The 16742-nt window shown below is 55.8% G+C and carries 9 protein-coding genes, 3 tRNA genes, 3 rRNA genes and 1 pseudogene; 3 read left to right on the top strand and 13 right to left on the bottom strand.

Translation table 11 applies throughout. The features are described 5' to 3' along the window. Nucleotides 1–28 precede the first annotated feature (28 nt). Nucleotides 29–824 (top strand): annotated as a pseudogene (locus QPJ95_RS09265) (IS5 family transposase). A gap of 93 nt (nucleotides 825–917) precedes the next feature. On the opposite strand, the gene QPJ95_RS09260 reads toward QPJ95_RS09265, so the two are convergent. Then, nucleotides 918–1049, bottom strand: a complete 132-nt coding sequence (locus QPJ95_RS09260) for a hypothetical protein (RefSeq protein ID WP_270921223.1) — start codon at nucleotides 1047–1049, stop codon at nucleotides 918–920. A gap of 72 nt (nucleotides 1050–1121) precedes the next feature. Here QPJ95_RS09260 and QPJ95_RS09255 point away from each other — a divergent pair, with 72 nt between their 5' ends. Further along, nucleotides 1122–1949, top strand: coding sequence for a DNA-binding protein (locus QPJ95_RS09255; protein ID WP_270921224.1), 828 nt, complete (start codon nucleotides 1122–1124; stop codon nucleotides 1947–1949). A 512-nt stretch (nucleotides 1950–2461) separates the two neighbouring features. Next, on the top strand, nucleotides 2462–3076 hold the full coding sequence (locus QPJ95_RS09250) for a transglutaminase-like cysteine peptidase (RefSeq protein ID WP_270921225.1): 615 nt from the start codon (nucleotides 2462–2464) through the stop codon (nucleotides 3074–3076). A gap of 93 nt (nucleotides 3077–3169) precedes the next feature. Here the strand turns inward: QPJ95_RS09250 and QPJ95_RS09245 are convergent, their stop codons facing one another. From QPJ95_RS09245 to QPJ95_RS09190, 12 genes are all read right to left on the bottom strand, one after another. Beyond that, nucleotides 3170–4189: a hypothetical protein gene (locus QPJ95_RS09245; RefSeq protein ID WP_286018254.1), complete on the bottom strand. Its 1020-nt coding sequence runs from the start codon at nucleotides 4187–4189 to the stop codon at nucleotides 3170–3172. A gap of 845 nt (nucleotides 4190–5034) precedes the next feature. Beyond that, a tRNA-Met gene (locus QPJ95_RS09240) sits at nucleotides 5035–5111 on the bottom strand. Nucleotides 5112–5323: 212 nt separating this feature from the next. Continuing rightward, nucleotides 5324–5438, bottom strand: a 5S ribosomal RNA gene (rrf, locus tag QPJ95_RS09235). 274 nt (nucleotides 5439–5712) lie between these two features. Then, nucleotides 5713–8609: ribosomal RNA gene (locus QPJ95_RS09230) — 23S ribosomal RNA — on the bottom strand. A 442-nt stretch (nucleotides 8610–9051) separates the two neighbouring features. Beyond that, nucleotides 9052–9127, bottom strand: a tRNA-Ala gene (locus tag QPJ95_RS09225). 201 nt (nucleotides 9128–9328) lie between these two features. Further along, nucleotides 9329–9405, bottom strand: a tRNA-Ile gene (locus QPJ95_RS09220). Between the two features lie 267 nt (nucleotides 9406–9672). After that, nucleotides 9673–11139, bottom strand: a 16S ribosomal RNA gene (locus QPJ95_RS09215). The 16S, 23S and 5S rRNA genes sit together here with 3 tRNA genes alongside, the layout of an rRNA operon. 728 nt (nucleotides 11140–11867) lie before the next feature. Then, a complete protein-coding gene (msrQ, locus tag QPJ95_RS09210; RefSeq protein ID WP_270917512.1) occupies nucleotides 11868–12488 on the bottom strand; it encodes a protein-methionine-sulfoxide reductase heme-binding subunit MsrQ in 621 nt (206 codons plus the stop codon). After that, entirely contained in the window at nucleotides 12488–13390 is a 903-nt protein-coding gene (gene msrP / locus QPJ95_RS09205) for a protein-methionine-sulfoxide reductase catalytic subunit MsrP (protein ID WP_270917511.1), read from the bottom strand. The genes msrQ and msrP overlap by 1 nt, the downstream gene beginning before the upstream one ends. A gap of 68 nt (nucleotides 13391–13458) precedes the next feature. Next, nucleotides 13459–14952: an FMN-binding glutamate synthase family protein gene (locus QPJ95_RS09200; protein WP_270917510.1), complete on the bottom strand. Its 1494-nt coding sequence runs from the start codon at nucleotides 14950–14952 to the stop codon at nucleotides 13459–13461. A gap of 107 nt (nucleotides 14953–15059) precedes the next feature. Continuing rightward, complete coding sequence (locus tag QPJ95_RS09195) at nucleotides 15060–15629, bottom strand: TVP38/TMEM64 family protein (protein WP_270917509.1); 570 nt, start codon at nucleotides 15627–15629, stop codon at nucleotides 15060–15062. Between the two features lie 553 nt (nucleotides 15630–16182). Then, a complete protein-coding gene (locus QPJ95_RS09190; protein ID WP_270917508.1) occupies nucleotides 16183–16656 on the bottom strand; it encodes an SRPBCC family protein in 474 nt (157 codons plus the stop codon). Between the last annotated feature and the right edge of the window lie 86 nt (nucleotides 16657–16742).

The following is a 16742-nucleotide window of genomic DNA, read 5'->3' as shown; positions in this document are numbered from 1 at the left end:
ATTCAAGGCCCCAAATTACGGGGGTTTTATGAGTAATCTTTTCTGGCTGAGCGAAGATCAGATGGCTCGGCTTCGGCCCTATTTTCCGAAGAGTCATGGCGTGCCACGGGTCGATGATTGTCGAGTGTTAAGTGGTATTATTTTCATCAATCGCAATGGGTTGCGTTGGTGTGATGCGCCCAAGGAGTATGGTCCACACAAGACGCTCTACAACCGCTGGAAACGGTGGAGCGACATGGGAGTGTTCGCGCGGATTATGATGGGGCTGGCAGCCGAGGTTCCTGACAACAAGACGATCTCAATTGACGCAACTTACCTCAAGGCACATCGCACGGCCTCCAGCCTGCGGGTAAAAAAAGGGGGCGTGGACGTCTGATCGGACGTACCAAGGGCGGTATGAACACGAAGTTGCATGCCGTGACCCCTCTCATGGTTTGCAGGCAAACCACTGCCGGGCAGTGGACGCGATTGGGCGGCCGATCCAGTTCTTCCTGACCGCCGGTCAGGTTAGCGATTACACTGGGGCAAGAGCTCTGGTGAATAGTCTGCCAGCGGCCGACTGGCTATTGGGAGATCGCGGATATGACGCGGATTGGTTCCGAGAGGCCCTTGTAGATATGGGAATAACGCCCTGCATCCCTGGACGAAAGTCGCGAGACAAAACCATCAAGTACGACAAGCGTCGTTACAAAAGACGTAACCGGATTGAGATCATGTTTGGTCGCCTGAAAGACTGGCGGCGCGTGGCTACCCGTTGTGACCGATGCCCGAAGGTCTTCCTGTCCGCCATCGCTCTCGCAGCAACCGTGATCTTCTGGTTATGAGTCCTGAGCCTAGGGGATGCGAATTGGCAGGCGGTCGCAATTACCGCCGAGGGTTGGCAGGTGGTCACCCATCCAATGGCCCGGTTTCGCCGGTCACCATCCATGGATGCTCTCCCCGTTCCAGAACGGCACAGCGGCGGCATCGAGCTTCTGCGCCCCTTCCTCAATGTCAAAGATGACGATGACTTCCGGATGCTTGTCGCCTGGGTTGTCGGCTGTTTTCACCCCAAAGGCCCCTACCCCATCCTGATCCTGTCAGGTGAACAGGGCAGCGCCAAAAGCACGACAGCGCAGATCTTGCGCAGCCTGGTTGATCCAGCCAATCCCAGCACCCGCAGCACACCTTCAACTGAACAGGATTTGGTAATCGCAGCCAAACACAACCATGTCCTGTCTTTCGACAATCTGTCTAACATCCGCCCAATGATGGCTGATGCTTTTTGCCGGATTGCCACTGGTGGTGGCTTTGGCACAAGGAAACTGCACACAGACACAGATGAAGTCTTGTTCAACGCGACCCGTCCCTGTCTGTTGAACGGCATTCCCGATCTGGCGGCGCGCCCCGATCTGGCCGACCGCTCTATTGGCGTCACCCTGCCGGTGATCTCATCACGTGAACGCCGCACACTTGGTAGTTTCAATCGAGACTTCGCCAAAGCGGCCCCCTTCATTCTGGGGGCGCTCCTGGATGCGGTTTCGACGGCCCTTTCCCGAATTGACTCCGTGAGTCTCTCAGAAGCCCCCAGAATGGCGGACTTTGCAAAATGGGTAGTAGCCGCCGCGCCAGCCTTAGGGTGGCCTGAGGGGGCATTTCTGGACTCCTACGCAGCAAACCGAGAGACCAGCGACCAATCCGCAATCGAAAACAACCCAGTAGCCCTGGCAGTCATGCGCCTCATGGGCGCTCAGAAGCATTGGGAAGGCACCGCGACCGATCTCAAACAAACCCTGCGCCAACGCTTTCCGACGCTCACAGATGACCCGTACAGTTTTCCACGCCAGGAAAACAAACTCAGTGCAGCGCTTCGACGTGTGCAACCGCCCCTTCGCAGAGGGCGCATTGCAATCAGCTTTGAACGTCGCGGGAAATCAGGCGAACGGCTCATCCAGATCACAAGCATTTAATCCATCTTCAGCATCGTCAGCCATGCACACGACCTCAGTCGGCTGACGATGCTGACGATGCTGACGATGCTGACGATGCTGACGATAAAATTTGAGATAGTGCCATGATACGACCATAGCCGACCTTCGTTTGGATCACAGCTTATGGTCGGAACGAGCCCATTGGGACCAATGCTGCTGTCGCACTCAGCATTCAGACGATCCCGCACTTCCGGACAATTCGATTGATCAAGCGTCCAGGTTGGTAAGTCATAACGCCGGATATGGACTTCTGTTGTCTACCGCGCCCTGTCGAGCGGGCGTTGCACCCTAAACCAGTCAGTCATCGACCCGCTCTTTTTCTGGATCAAGTTCCTGCAACAGATGTGCCACATTATGCTACATTAAGTCACAATTTCATGCTGAATTCCGCCGTTTTTTGTTGCGACCGTCCTTCTTAGCGTCGGCACGATGAAGGATTCCCCTCTTCGAAAGCCGACGAACGAAGAGTTTTTCAATTTGGAGTGTCCCAAATGCCATCAGATCCGGTACAACCTCGCCAAAGGCACCCCATACCCGCGCCACGCCTGCTGCTTCAGTTGTTGTTGGTGGCATTGGCCTCTGTGGCCCCCAGCATGGCTGCCGCGACAGGTAATGCCTATCTGACGGCCACCATTCAATTGCCACCGCCATCTGGAGCCAAAGCGCTGTGCCGACAGTACTCCTGGGCCTGTGAAGGTTCAAATTCTGCTAACTTGACTTATCCACAAGAATGGCGATTGATCCGCACTATTAACGCTAATGTAAATGCACGCACACGGAGCATTAGTGACCAAAGTCAGTACAATCGTGCGGAGCTTTGGGCACTCCCGACCCAGCGTGGCGGCGATTGCGAGGACTTTGCTCTTCTCAAAAAACGCGAACTAATTCGGCGCGGCGTCGATCCAAGAAAATTGCTGCTTGCCACAGTGCTGGACAGGCGGCGCAACGCACACGCCGTGCTGGTTTATCGCTCGGAGAACGGCGACCTAGTGCTGGACAACCTGACAAATAAAATTCGTTCTTGGAAAGACACGCGGTACCTGTTCCTACGCATGCAGAATCCGCAACTTCCATCTGCTTGGGTTGGCGGCTTCAAGACGGGCTGAATATCGCCTAACCAATAGACACGCGCCTAAAGGCGCGTGTCTGCATGCAAGCGGGCATTTATTACCTTAGGCGTAACCTAGGCCAGTTCATCCTTAGGTTTCGTCGTCATTGGCGCCACTTCCTTGACCAGGGCTGCCACCCTCGGGACCGTTACCGCCCCCATTATTGCCGTTAACTCCGCCACCACCGCCGCCACCACCGCCGTTACCACCGCCGTTGTCGCCGCCGTTGTCGCCGGAGCCACTATCACCGCTGCCGCTTTCGCCGGAGCCACTATCACCGCTACCGCTGTCGCCGGAGCCACTATCACCGCTACCGCTGTCGCCGGAGCCACTATCACCGCTACCGCTGTCGCCGGAGCCACTATCACCGCTGCCGCTGTCGCCGGAGCCACTATCACCGCTGCCGCTGTCGCCGGAGCCACTATCACCGCTGCCGCTGTCGCCGGAGCCACTATCACCGCTGCCGCTGTCGCCGGAGCCACTATCACCGCTGCCGCTGTCGCCGCTGCCGCTATCACCGCTGCCGCTGTCGCCGGAGCCACTATCACCGCTGCCGCTATCACCGCTGCCGCTTTCGCCGGAGCCGCTATCACCGCTGCCACTATCACCGCTGCCGCTGTCACCGCTGCCGCTGTCGCCGGAGCCGCTGTCGCCGGAGCCACTATCACCGCTGCCGCTATCACCGCTGCCGCTGTCGCCGGAGCCACTATCACCGCTGCCGCTATCACCGCTGCCGCTTTCGCCGGAGCCACTATCACCGCTGCCGCTATCACCGCTGCCGCTGTCACCGCTGCCGCTGTCACCGCTGCCGCTGCCGCTATCACCGCTGTCGCCGCTGCCACTATCACCGCTGCCACTATCACCGCTTCCGCCTGAGCCGCCATCACCGCTGCCGCTCTCACCGGCTTCGCCATCACCGCTGCCACTGTTACCACGACTACCGCGTTCCCCGGCCTCAGTTTCGCGATCTTCGCCTGACCTCTCTGGTTCGTCCGCTGCGAACGAAGCCGTAGGCAAATCGGTAAGAACAGCTGCAAAGGCGGGGCATTCGACAGACGTTCGCAGCAGAATCTCATCGAAATCCGGCCGCCTCTGTATGTAGCGGAGCATCCCAGTTGTAACCACGGTACACCCGCACAGTGCATCAGTAGCAACAGATTGCTTTACCGTTTTTTTCGTGCAGCGCTGTTCAGCACTAGCCGTTTGGCCTACCAAAGCCAGCGAGGAAACGCTGATAATAAGCGCTACAAAATTTACTCGACCAATCATGAATAACTCCACTATTAGTTCAAAAACCGAGCCAACCAAGCTCGATAAAAACGCGCAAATTCGGAAATACGCGATAAATGCAGGTCAGAAACCCTTACAATCTTAACGGATATTTAGGACAATTTACATCTAAGCCAAGGGAAGCACTTCGAATTAGTTAACAAATTTAATGAAACCGCCCGGCGGGCAAGTGATTTTCCCGCTCGGCTTTTAGATGAAATCGAAACCCCAGCCTTCACGAGTTGCCAAAGGGAGGGTCTGAGGCCCGGCTTGGCGCGGCCCTGCGCCGGGTTCAACCAGTGTTAAGGCGTAAGGGTCTAAACATAGGCTTTAGCCGCGAGGGAAAGGCAGGAATGAGGGTGGTTGAGTTGACCAGCAGGTAAGGGTCACACATCAGCTTCACACTGCAAAGGATGCTCAACCGGCAACGGCCGGGCACTTTTTCGACTGCTTCGCCCCGATTGGCTGACAGTGCTGACGGTAAATGCGCCGATCCGTTGTGGTTGGGTGATCTTCAGCATTCAATGGCCGCAAGATTCGCGTCCTTCATAGCGGCTCAACGTTGCTGTACTTTGCTGCACAGTGTAGCACCAGCGTAGCACCAGCGTAGCACCGAGCGAGATATCACAAACGCAAGCGACCACCCGTAGGTGGCGTTAAGTATCTGTGTTTGCTGCATAAGATATTGGTTGCGGGAGTAGGATTTGAACCTACGACCTTCAGGTTATGAGCCTGACGAGCTACCGGGCTGCTCCATCCCGCGACACTTATAGTGGGCTATCGCTTACGCTACTTGAGCCCTGGTATTTGTTTGTTCACCACGAGGGTGATTTCGAACATCTACCTTAGCCTCTTGCTATCGTAGCTTTCGGCCGTTTGTCTCTTCACCGGTCTGCGGAGAGACGTGTCATCCTTCAGGAGGTTTTGATTGTTCTGAAGGTATTCTATTTGTTTTATCGTTGGGGATTTTTCTAGGTTTGGCGGTGCCCTACTCTCCCACACCTTAAGATGCAGTACCATCGGCGCAACAGTGCTTAACTTCCGGGTTCGGGATGGGACCGGGTGTTTCACTTGCGCTATGACCACCAAACCGAGGAAAATCCCCGCTTTGGAGAGATATACGGCGTGCTTGCAGAGCAAGCGCGCCGAGCAGGAGACAGTGTCTTTGCGAAGCAAAGGCGCGTTCCTGCACCAACAATGTTGTGGCCTGCCCGGGGGCAGATGCCTTCGTTTTGTCCAAGTCTCGTATAGTCTGATACGTGTCGTGCCGCCAGTTATGGCGACCTATGACACGGTTGGAATGTATGCTTTGATTGTCGTTCACAGAGTTTTTGTTATTGCTAACAGTCTGTCTATTACTGGATCAAATCAAGCCTATCGGGCAATTAGTACCAGTCAACTGAACGTGTTACCACGCTTACATCTCTGGCCTATCGACGAGGTGGTCTACCTCGGCCCTCAGGGATACCTTGTTTTGAGGGGGGCTTCCCGCTTAGATGCCTTCAGCGGTTATCCTGTCCGAACATAGCTACCCAGCACTGCCGTTGGCACGACAACTGGTCCACCAGTGGTTCGTTCACCCCGGTCCTCTCGTACTAGGGGCAACTCCTCTCAAGTATCCTACACCCACGGCAGATAGGGACCGAACTGTCTCACGACGTTCTAAACCCAGCTCACGTACCTCTTTAAACGGCGAACAGCCGTACCCTTGGGACCTGCTCCAGCCCCAGGATGAGATGAGCCGACATCGAGGTGCCAAACACTGCCGTCGATATGGACTCTTGGGCAGTATCAGCCTGTTATCCCCGGCGTACCTTTTATCCGTTGAGCGATGGCCCTTCCACTCGGGACCACCGGATCACTATGACCGACTTTCGTCTCTGCTCGACTTGTCAGTCTCGCAGTCAGGCTGGCTTCTGCCATTGCACTCAACGACCGATTTCCGACCGGTCTGAGCCAACCTTCGCGCGCCTCCGTTACGCTTTAGGAGGCGACCGCCCCAGTCAAACTACCCGCCACACAGGGTCCCGGATCCGGATAACGGACCGCGGTTAGACATCAAGCAGAGCAAGGGTGGTATCTCAAGGGAGGCTCCACCAAAACTAGCGTTTTGGTTTCGAAGCCCACCACCTATCCTGCACATGCTCGGCCTAATGCCAATGTGAAGCTGTAGTAAAGGTGCACGGGGTCTTTCCGTCTAACCGCGGGAAGCCTGCATCTTGACAGGCAATTCAATTTCGCTGAGTCTATGTTGGAGACAGCGGGGAAGTCGTTACGCCATTCGTGCAGGTCGGAACTTACCCGACAAGGAATTTCGCTACCTTAGGACCGTTATAGTTACGGCCGCCGTTTACCTGGGCTTCAATTCAGAGCTCTCACCCCTCCTTTTAACCTTCAGGCACCGGGCAGGCGTCAGACCCTATACGTCGTCTTACGACTTCGCAGAGCCCTGTGTTTTTAATAAACAGTCGCCACCCCCTGGTTTGTGCCCCCAGCTTCCACTTGCGTAGAAACCGGGCCTCCTTCTCGCGAACTTACGGAGGTATTTTGCCGAGTTCCTTCAACATAGTTCTCTCAAGCGCCTTGGTATTCTCTACCTATCCACCTGTGTCGGTTTAGGGTACGATCTCATGGAAGGGCTATTTCCAGGGACCTCTCAGCAGCCCATTCAATCCGATAAGGATGAACTACCTCTGAGATCCGTCACCACTTCCTGGCCCAGGAATATTAACCTGGTTCCCATCGACTACGCCTTTCGGCCTCGCCTTAGGGGTCGGCTTACCCTGCTCAGATTAGCTTTAAGCAGGAACCCTTGGATTTTCGGCGAGAGTGTCTCTCACACTCTTTGTCGCTACTCATGTCATCATTCTCACTAGTGATCTCTCCACCGGATGGCTTACGCCCCGGCTTCATCGAAAGATCCGGTCCTCCAAAATGCCCCGAAGGACACTAAAGAGGATAGGATCTATGTCACACTACGCTCTGCTACCATGCACTTACGTGCATCCTCGGCTTCGGCTCATGGCTTGAGCCCCGTTACATCTTCGCCGCAGGACAACTTATTTAGACCAGTGAGCTGTTACGCTATCTTTAAAGGATGGCTGCTTCTAAGCCAACCTCCTGGTTGTTTTGGTCGTCCCACCTGCTTTCCCACTTAGCCATGAATTAGGGGCCTTAGCCGGAGGTCAGGGTTGTTTCCCTCTTCACTACGGACGTTAGCATCCGCAGTGTGTCTGCCATCTAGTACTCCTCGGTATTCGGAGTTTGGTTAGGGTCAGTAAGGCTGTATGCCCCCATTGCCCATCCAGTGCTCTACCCCCGAGGGTATTCGGATGACGCTCTACCTAAATAGATTTCGCAGAGAACCAGCTATCTCCGAGTTTGATTGGCCTTTCACCCCTTGGCACAGCTCATCCCGATCTTTTTCAACAGATGTGGGTTCGGTCCTCCAGTGCATGTTACTGCACCTTCAACCTGGCCATGCCAAGATCACTCGGTTTCGGGTCTGATCCCACAAACTCATGCGCCCTATTAAGACTCGCTTTCGCTGCGCCTACACCTAACGGCTTAAGCTTGCTTGTGAGACCAAGTCGATGACCCATTATACAAAAGGTACGCTGTCAGGCCTCCGGATCCGAAGATCATTGGGGCCCTCCAACTGATTGTAGGCGTTCGGTTTCAGGTACTGTTTCACTCCCCTCGTCGGGGTGCTTTTCACCTTTCCCTCACGGTACTGGTTCACTATCGGTCAGTAAGGAGTACTTAGCCTTCGAAGGTGGTCCTCCGATCTTCAGACAGAATTTCACGTGTTCCGCCCTACTTAATACGTCCATCAGAGCTTAGAATACGGGACTATCACCCGCTATGGTCATGCTTCCCAACATGTTCTTCTCACTCATCTGGCTCGGCTGGTCCCCGTTCGCTCGCCGCTACTAGGGGAGTATCATATTGATTTCCTTTCCTCCGGGTACTTAGATGTTTCAGTTCCCCGGGTTTGCCTTTTTAACCCTATGTATTCAGGTTAAAAATACCTGGTTTACCAACTTATTTTGCCCTACCGCGCGGAGCGCTACTTGAGGGCGAACCCTTTCGTAGTCTCAACAAAGTAGTATAAATAAGAAAGTATCAGGTGGGTTGCCCCATTCAGAAATTCATGGATCAAAGCTTATTCTCAGCTCCCCATGACTTATCGCAGAGTATCACGTCTTTCATCGCCTCTTACTGCCAAGGCATTCACCAAACGCCCTTTTCGCGCTTGATTTGATCCAGAAATAGAAAGACTTGCGTCAATCAGAGAACAGAAGCTGGTAAGAAACTGTTCCCATATATCTCTGATATCAAAAGCATACTTTCCCGCTCGCACCATAGTAATGATGCGAACAATTTGAGCACGTCCCGTATGCAATCACCATCCGTGCGGGAGGTGACTGAAGAACGTACTCGGGTTAGTTTACTTGACTTGGACAACACCGTCGTTTCAGTCCGGCATACCCATAAACATCCGAGGAAACAGATGTCGTACAGGCTTGCATCACGCCCCCGAAGGGAAGATCAGCACCAATCTGAGGTCTCTCCCTTACTCGGGCGACCAACAGTATTGTTGATTATATCTCTCTAAACGATGTCAAGGCTTCTTGCGAAGCCACGTCCGATTGGACGTTCAAACATTCAAAGGAATGCTTGAAGATCTAATCAAAGTAAATTGGTGGAGCCTAGGAGGATCGAACTCCTGACCTCCTGAATGCAAATCAGGCGCTCTCCCAGCTGAGCTAAGGCCCCAGTTAATTTGCGCCGCAAATTGACTGGGCGTGCTGGCAGCCGACTTTCAGGGAAAGTCTGCGAGAAGCACTCAGTCATGTTCTGCGAGGCAGGGTGTAATCCTGAGACCCGCTGTCGGGACAGTCCACTGCGTAGACTACCCTGTCGCTTGTCACCAAGAGGACCTGTTATTCCCACTTGTCCGCGAAGCGGAAAGTGGGGTGGTGGGTCGAGGAGGACTTGAACCTCCGACCTCACGCTTATCAGGCGTGCGCTCTAACCACCTGAGCTACCGACCCGATTTTCATTCTGCATAAGCAAAACAAAACCAGTGTGCGAGCAGCACTCAGTGGTTATGTCACCGAACAGCTGCCGATAACGGCTGCTGCCGCGTGTTTCTGAAGAGATATGAGGACGGCCTGGCTCTGTCTGAGATCTTGCGATCCCAAACTGAGACTTGCGTCTCTATGATCATACACCCATTTCGGGCGCCGCTTCGTGAGAAGCGGAGATCTGCTAAGTGTTTCACGAGATCAGCAAGCTGATCTGGCTAGAAACATCCTTAGAAAGGAGGTGATCCAGCCGCAGGTTCCCCTACGGCTACCTTGTTACGACTTCACCCCAGTCGCTGAACCCACCGTGGTCCGCTGCCTCCTGTTGCCAGGTTGGCGCACGGCCTTCGGGTAGACCCAACTCCCATGGTGTGACGGGCGGTGTGTACAAGGCCCGGGAACGTATTCACCGCGTCATGCTGTTACGCGATTACTAGCGATTCCGACTTCATGGGGTCGAGTTGCAGACCCCAATCCGAACTGAGACAGTTTTTTGGGATTAACCCATTGTCACTGCCATTGTAGCACGTGTGTAGCCCAACCCGTAAGGGCCATGAGGACTTGACGTCATCCACACCTTCCTCCCGCTTATCACGGGCAGTTTCTCTAGAGTGCCCAGCTTAACCTGCTGGCAACTAAAGATGTGGGTTGCGCTCGTTGCCGGACTTAACCGAACATCTCACGACACGAGCTGACGACAGCCATGCAGCACCTGTCACTATGTCCCGAAGGAAGGCTCCATCTCTGGAGTTGTCATAGGATGTCAAGGGTTGGTAAGGTTCTGCGCGTTGCTTCGAATTAAACCACATGCTCCACCGCTTGTGCGGGCCCCCGTCAATTCCTTTGAGTTTTAATCTTGCGACCGTACTCCCCAGGCGGAATGCTTAATCCGTTAGGTGTGTCACCGAATAGCATGCTACCCGACGACTGGCATTCATCGTTTACGGTGTGGACTACCAGGGTATCTAATCCTGTTTGCTCCCCACACTTTCGTACCTCAGCGTCAGTATCGAGCCAGTGAGCCGCCTTCGCCACTGGTGTTCCTCCGAATATCTACGAATTTCACCTCTACACTCGGAATTCCACTCACCTCTCTCGAACTCTAGACCAGGAGTTTATGAGGCAGTTCCAGGGTTGAGCCCTGGGATTTCACCCCATACTTTCTGATCCGCCTACGTACGCTTTACGCCCAGTAATTCCGAACAACGCTAGTCCCCTCCGTATTACCGCGGCTGCTGGCACGGAGTTAGCCGGGACTTCTTTACTAGATACTGTCATTATCATCTCTAGCGAAAGTGCTTTACGACCCTAAGGCCTTCATCACACACGCGGCATGGCTGGATCAGGCTTGCGCCCATTGTCCAAGATTCCCCACTGCTGCCTCCCGTAGGAGTCTGGGCCGTGTCTCAGTCCCAGTGTTGCTGATCATCCTCTAAAACCAGCTAAAGATCGTAGACTTGGTAGGCCATTACCCCACCAACTATCTAATCTTACGCGGGCTGATCCTTCTCCGATAAATCTTTCCCCAAAAGGGCGTATACGGTATTACTCTCAGTTTCCCGAGGCTATTCCGTAGAGAAGGGTACATTCCCACGCGTTACTAACCCGTCCGCCGCTCGATCCCGAAGGATTGCGCTCGACTTGCATGTGTTAGGCCTGCCGCCAGCGTTCGTTCTGAGCCAGGATCAAACTCTCAAGTTGAAACGATCTTGCGATCGTGTCCTTGACGTCGAACCTCTGCACATATCGTCCCATTGTTCAAATGGGACAGTTTAACCGTTTGGTTGTGCTTCAGTTTCAAAAGAAACCGAAACCCTCCAAACAGTGAAGCTGACACTGGTCATCGGTTCGTATGCATATACGACCCTACCAGCGTTGATATATGCACAGGTTGATCCATCGAATGAACCAAACCGCCCACATATCTCTTCAGATATATAAATTTTCAAAGAGCAACAGACCAAAGGTCCTAGGCTCGTAAGCCCCAGAGACCAAAATCAAACCGATGCGCCAATCTCTCAGCACGCCCGCTTCAACCCCAATCTCCACCCCCCGTCTCTCCGAAGCGTCCCCGGTAGCACATCTGCGCCGCCGGTAGGGGGGTTCTAGGGTTATCGCACCCAGCCCGCAACAGCTAAATTACGCAAACAGCATCTTTTTTCCAAACAAGTGAATAAATTTATGAAATCAATATGTTATGATCTTATATTCGGCTCCCTCACGGATCTGGCTGATAGTAAATGAAGCGCCCATTGAAGCCTGCGCAACGAAGCCACCAGATCTTGTGGGGTGATTGCGACAAGACACAAGGCGGCAGCAAAGCGGCGGTGAAAATCAAGGCGCCGACTGAGTCGGAATCAGTGAATACCCGGGCCGGTTGGCCGCCCTGGAGCTCGCGTCCGACCCCGGATCCGATCTCAGGCGCGATCTCAGGCGCGCTGTCGTCGGGGGCTGGAGGTCGGCCTGATGCGGCGAACTGGCAGCCGCAACAGCAGCAATCCGACGATCAGAGCGAGGTAGATCAGCGGTTCAAGCTGCAGGCCTTTGACCAGCATGACAAAATGCACCGCCCCCAGCACCCCGATCACATAGCTGGCCCGGTGCAGCTTGCGCCAGCTGGGGCCCAGCCGTCGGATCGACCAGTTGTTCGAGGTCAGAGCCAGTGGCAACAGCAATAAGAAGCCCGCCATGCCGATGGTGATGTAGGGGCGTTTGATAATATCCGCCACGATCTGTTCCGGCAGTTGCACATCCAGCAGTAGCCAGACCAGCAAGTGACAGGACACATAGGAGAAACACAGCAACCCGACGGCACGGCGGAACTTCAGCAGATTAACCCGCAAGTATTTGCGCAGCGGGGTGATGGCGAGGCCAAGCACCAGCAGCTGCAAGGCCAATTCGCCGTACTCATGCTCGAGCGCCTTGATGGGTTCAACGCCCAGCCCTCCGGTCAACCCCTGATAGAACAGCCAGGGCGCCGGCAGCAGGCCAAGACCATAGACCACCCAGGTCGGTAAACGGCGCAGCAACTGATTGAGCCGATCCCGCATCAAATGAATTCCGCCAGATCCATGCCGTCATACATGGACGCGACCTCGCCCTCGTAGCCATTGAACATCAGGGTTGGCTGGCGCTTGGAAAACAGGCCGCCGCCGATCCGGCGCTCAGAGGACTGGCTCCAGCGCGGATGGGACACCTGCGGGTTGACGTTGCTGTAGAAACCATACTCGCGGGAATTGGACATGTTCCAGCTGGTTGGTGGCTGCTGATCACTCAGGGTAATGCGGACAATCGATTTGATTGACTTGAAGCCGTATTTCCACGGCACCACCAGACGCAGTGGCGCACCGTTCTGATTGGGCAGATCCTTGCCAAAGATGCCGGTGGCCATCAACGTCAGCGGGTTCATTGCCTCGTCCAGACGCAGGCCCTCGCGGTAGGGCCAGTCGAGCACCCGGTAGGCGGTGCCGGGCATCTCATCAGGTCGGTACAGGGTTTCAAAAGCGACGTATTTGGCACTGTCCTGCACTCCGGCCATGGCCAGCAGATCTGCCAGCTCAAAGCCGTTCCAGGGCACCACCATCGACCAGGCCTCGACGCAGCGAAAGCGGTAGATCCGCTCTTCTATTGTCATCTCAGACAGGATGTCCTTGAAGTCATAGGCGCCGGGGCGATCCACCAGACCGTCAATGGTGACGCTCCACGGCGAGGTGGTGAGCAGATGGGCGTTGTCCGCCGGGTCATCCTTGCCGGTGCCGAACTCATAGAAATTGTTATAGCTGGTGACCTCGTCCCAGCTGTTGGGCTGCAGCGCCTCCTGGGCCTGAGCACCGCCAGCCATGGCGCCAAGCCCCAATCCGGCCATGCCCGCCATGATCTGACGGCGGTTCAGAAAGGCACTCTGAGAGGTGACATCATCATGGGTCAGGTCATTGGTCCAGCGATAGGCCATTTGGGGCTCCTTAAATCTCGTTTTCCCAGAGATACCCACAACGGACTAAACAACCAAAACATATCCTGTCACAATTCAGCGACGGAACTGTAACCTGGCATCAGCTCGTTCATCGGGCGGGAGCGCCCGCCCTCCATCATGATGCGCACATGGCGGCGGTGGATCTGGCGTGGCTCGGCCACCCCGACCGAGTGGGCGATGATCTCCACCTCGTGGATGATCTCGCGGGCATATTTGGCAACACGGGTATATTTGTCCGCGACCACCAGCCCCTTTTGGAACCGGGGATCATGGGTGGTGACACCGGTTGGGCAGGTGTTGCGATTACATTTCAGCGCCTGAATGCAGCCCAGCGCAAACATGAAGCCGCGCGCCGAGGTGACAAAGTCGGCCCCCGCCGCCAGCGCCCAGGCCACATCACCGGGGTTGACCAGCTTACCGGATGAAATCAGCCGGATCCGGTCTTTCAGCCCATGTTCATCGCGCAGGTTGGCCACCATCGGCAGCGCCTCGCGCACCGACATGCCGACCAGATCAATCAGCGGCATCGGCGCCGCGCCAGTGCCGCCCTCGCCGCCATCAATGGTGATGAAGTCCGGGGCGGCCTCATCGCCGCGTGCCACAATGCATTCAAACAGCTGGCGCATGACCGCCTCAGAACCGACAACGGTTTTGATCCCTACCGGCTTGCCCGTCACCAAACGGATGTGACTGATCATATCCAGCAGATCGCCAAAATTCTCCATTTCCGGGTGACGGTTGGGCGACAGGCTGGCCTGCCCGGCAGCAATCCCGCGAATGGCGGCGATCTCCTCGGTCACCTTGGCGGCTGGCAGGATGCCGCCCTTGCCCGGCTTGGCCCCCTGCGACAGTTTAAGTTCAAACATCCGCACCGAGTCATGGGCGGCAACCTGCTTCAGCTTATCATCGCATAACCCGCCCTGATCGCTGCGCACGCCGTATTTGGCAGTGCCGATCTGAAACACGATGTCGCAACCACCCTCAAGATGAAACGGGCTAAGCCCGCCCTCACCGGTGTTCAGCCAGACCCCAGCCTGTTTGGCGCCCCGGCTCAGCGCCTGTACGGCGGGTTTGGAAATGGCACCAAAGCTCATCCCTGAGATATTAAAGATCGACGGCGCCAGATAGGGGATGCGCGCCGTCGGGCCTATCTGCAAAGGTGTGGTGCGGGCACTTTCATCATCCAGTGGTGGAAACGGCGCATTCACAAAGATTGGCGTGCCCGGCACGTTAGTATTGCGGGTTGAGCCAAAGGCGATGGTATTGTCCGCCCCCAACGAGGCCCGCTTTACCCAATCGCGCTGTGCGCGGTTGAACGGCAGCTCCTCGCGGTCCATGGCAAAGAAATACTGGCGAAAGAACTCACCCAGCTCGCTGAACAGATGCCGAAAGCGCCCGATCACCGGATAGTTGCGCCGGATAGCATCGCTGGTTTGCAACCGGTCCACCACAAACAGCCCCGCAACACAGACCGCAATTGCGCCGAGAAGAAAGACAAAGCCCAGCGCCATAAACTCGATAACGTTTGCAGCAAAATCCATGCGCGATCTCCTGTATAGTAAATGTGGGGCCTGTTAGGTGCCGAAGATGGGTTTGATGTTGAGCGCGATCGCCGGCCTGCGCAAGCCAATGTTGCCGCAGGGCGGGATCAGATCCATCGCCGGAGCTTGGCCCAGTGGTGCAACCCACAGACCAAGATCACCCCAACAGCCGAAACAATCAGCAGCATTGGCCAGCTCAGCTCCTTCATCTGCGCCCCAAGATAGGCCAGCATCACGGTAAACGGCACGATGCCCAGGCCAGTGGTCCAGACAAAGGTCCACAATCGCACCCTAGTCAGGCCAGCGGCATAGTTGATCAGGTTAAAGGCAATCACCGGAATGAAGCGGCTGATCAACAGGGCAAGCGCCCCCCGGTCCTGGGTCCAATCGTTCAGTCGCTGGGCCTGGGCCGGTGCCAGCCATCCGAGAATAACCCTCTGCCCCAGCTTGCGCGACAGACCAAAGGCGGCAAGCGCCCCCAGCATGGCGCCAATCCAGATCAGCACACTGCCCATAACGGTGCCAAACACCGCCCCGGCACAAATCGCCAGGATCTCGGCCGGGAACGGCACAAAGCTGTGCAGGATCATCAGCACGATCACCGCCACCGGAGCCCAGGCGCCAAGGGCCCGCAACTGCTGCGCCAGCTCGTCCGGGGTCAGGGAATATTTACTCACCACGAAGCCCAGCGCGCTCCCGAATATGAGAAGCAGAACGGCGGCGGCAAAAACAGAGCGGCGGGGGCTGGATTGGTGAGAGTTTTCTTGTTGGTTGGACATATCGCTAAATATAGGAAGAGCGGCAGCATTGGCCACAGCCAAACGGATGGCATCAATGCCCCCCACTTACACGCAGCCACGCCGAAGCGCCCGGCTGAGCCACTGGCCCATCGGGTTGTGGTGGATATTTGTACTGTCTTGACTGCCTGTGTCGGCGCCTGTGTTGGTTACGAGTGGCGACGTCGCCAGAGCGGGTTTGGACGGGGATTTTATCCCCCGTGCGTAGATGCATCCCATAGCGCCCGCGGTACAACGCTAGGCCCTGTTCCTGTGCCGGGGATGTGAATCCCAGCGGTAATCGCGATTGCCGGGCAGTATGGGGGTCAGAGATAAAACTGCGGTGATCAGGGCGTGCGGTGGGGTAAGGTCCCAGACAGCCGCCGCTTTGGTCCCTTTGGCAAGACAAGAGAGCACTTTGCGCCCTCGTCTCGCTGGTTCGGGCGAAGTGGTACTAGCTGGCCAGTGCAGATCCAACCCGGTTTGAGCGAACCCTGTCGGCAAGGCCCTTGAGGTTACCGTCCAGGATCTTGCCCATCATCATTTTCATCATGGTCTGCCCCAACAGCCATCCTAAAGGTCCGAACTTCACCCGGTAGTCCATGCTCCATATCACCCGTGTCTGCCCGTTCAGCATTGGAGTGAGCGACAGTTCGGCGTGGCATTCATGAAGAGGCATCGCATCCATTTCCGACAAACGGACGCGATACCTGCGATTGACCTCCCACGCGGTCACCTCTTCTACCACCGAGTTGCCATCGTCGAAATGACAGCGCCGTTTTGAGCCGATCCCATCGGCGCCATTGGTAAGCGCCTCGACGGATTTCACCAGTGGTGCAAACTCGTCTATGTGCATGTAGCGACCGATGATCGCCCATACGGCGTCAGGAGTGGCTTGGATATCGCGTGTTCGTTGATGATGTATCACGTGTGGTACCTGCGGTTATGAAGATCGTGCCCAACGGAGGACTTGGGATCACGATAACACCCCCCTGATGACAGAAACTGTCACCA

The sequence above is a fragment of the Parasedimentitalea psychrophila genome, from assembly GCF_030285785.1.
In the GTDB taxonomy this organism is placed as follows: domain Bacteria; phylum Pseudomonadota; class Alphaproteobacteria; order Rhodobacterales; family Rhodobacteraceae; genus Parasedimentitalea; species Parasedimentitalea psychrophila.
The sequence above is the reverse complement of the archived record's forward strand: the minus strand, read 5'-3'. Positions and strand labels throughout refer to the sequence as shown.

What these genes read in the sequence shown, in the direction of transcription:
- QPJ95_RS09250 (WP_270921225.1), top strand. Translation starts at nt 2,462, where the DNA reads ATGCCATCAGATCCGGTACAACCTCGCCAAAGGCACCCCATACCCGCG.
- QPJ95_RS09245 (WP_286018254.1), bottom strand. Translation starts at nt 4,189, where the DNA reads ATGCTCCGCTACATACAGAGGCGGCCGGATTTCGATGAGATTCTGCTG.
- msrQ (WP_270917512.1), bottom strand. Translation starts at nt 12,488, where the DNA reads ATGCGGGATCGGCTCAATCAGTTGCTGCGCCGTTTACCGACCTGGGTG.
- msrP (WP_270917511.1), bottom strand. Translation starts at nt 13,390, where the DNA reads ATGGCCTATCGCTGGACCAATGACCTGACCCATGATGATGTCACCTCT.
- QPJ95_RS09200 (WP_270917510.1), bottom strand. Translation starts at nt 14,952, where the DNA reads ATGGATTTTGCTGCAAACGTTATCGAGTTTATGGCGCTGGGCTTTGTC.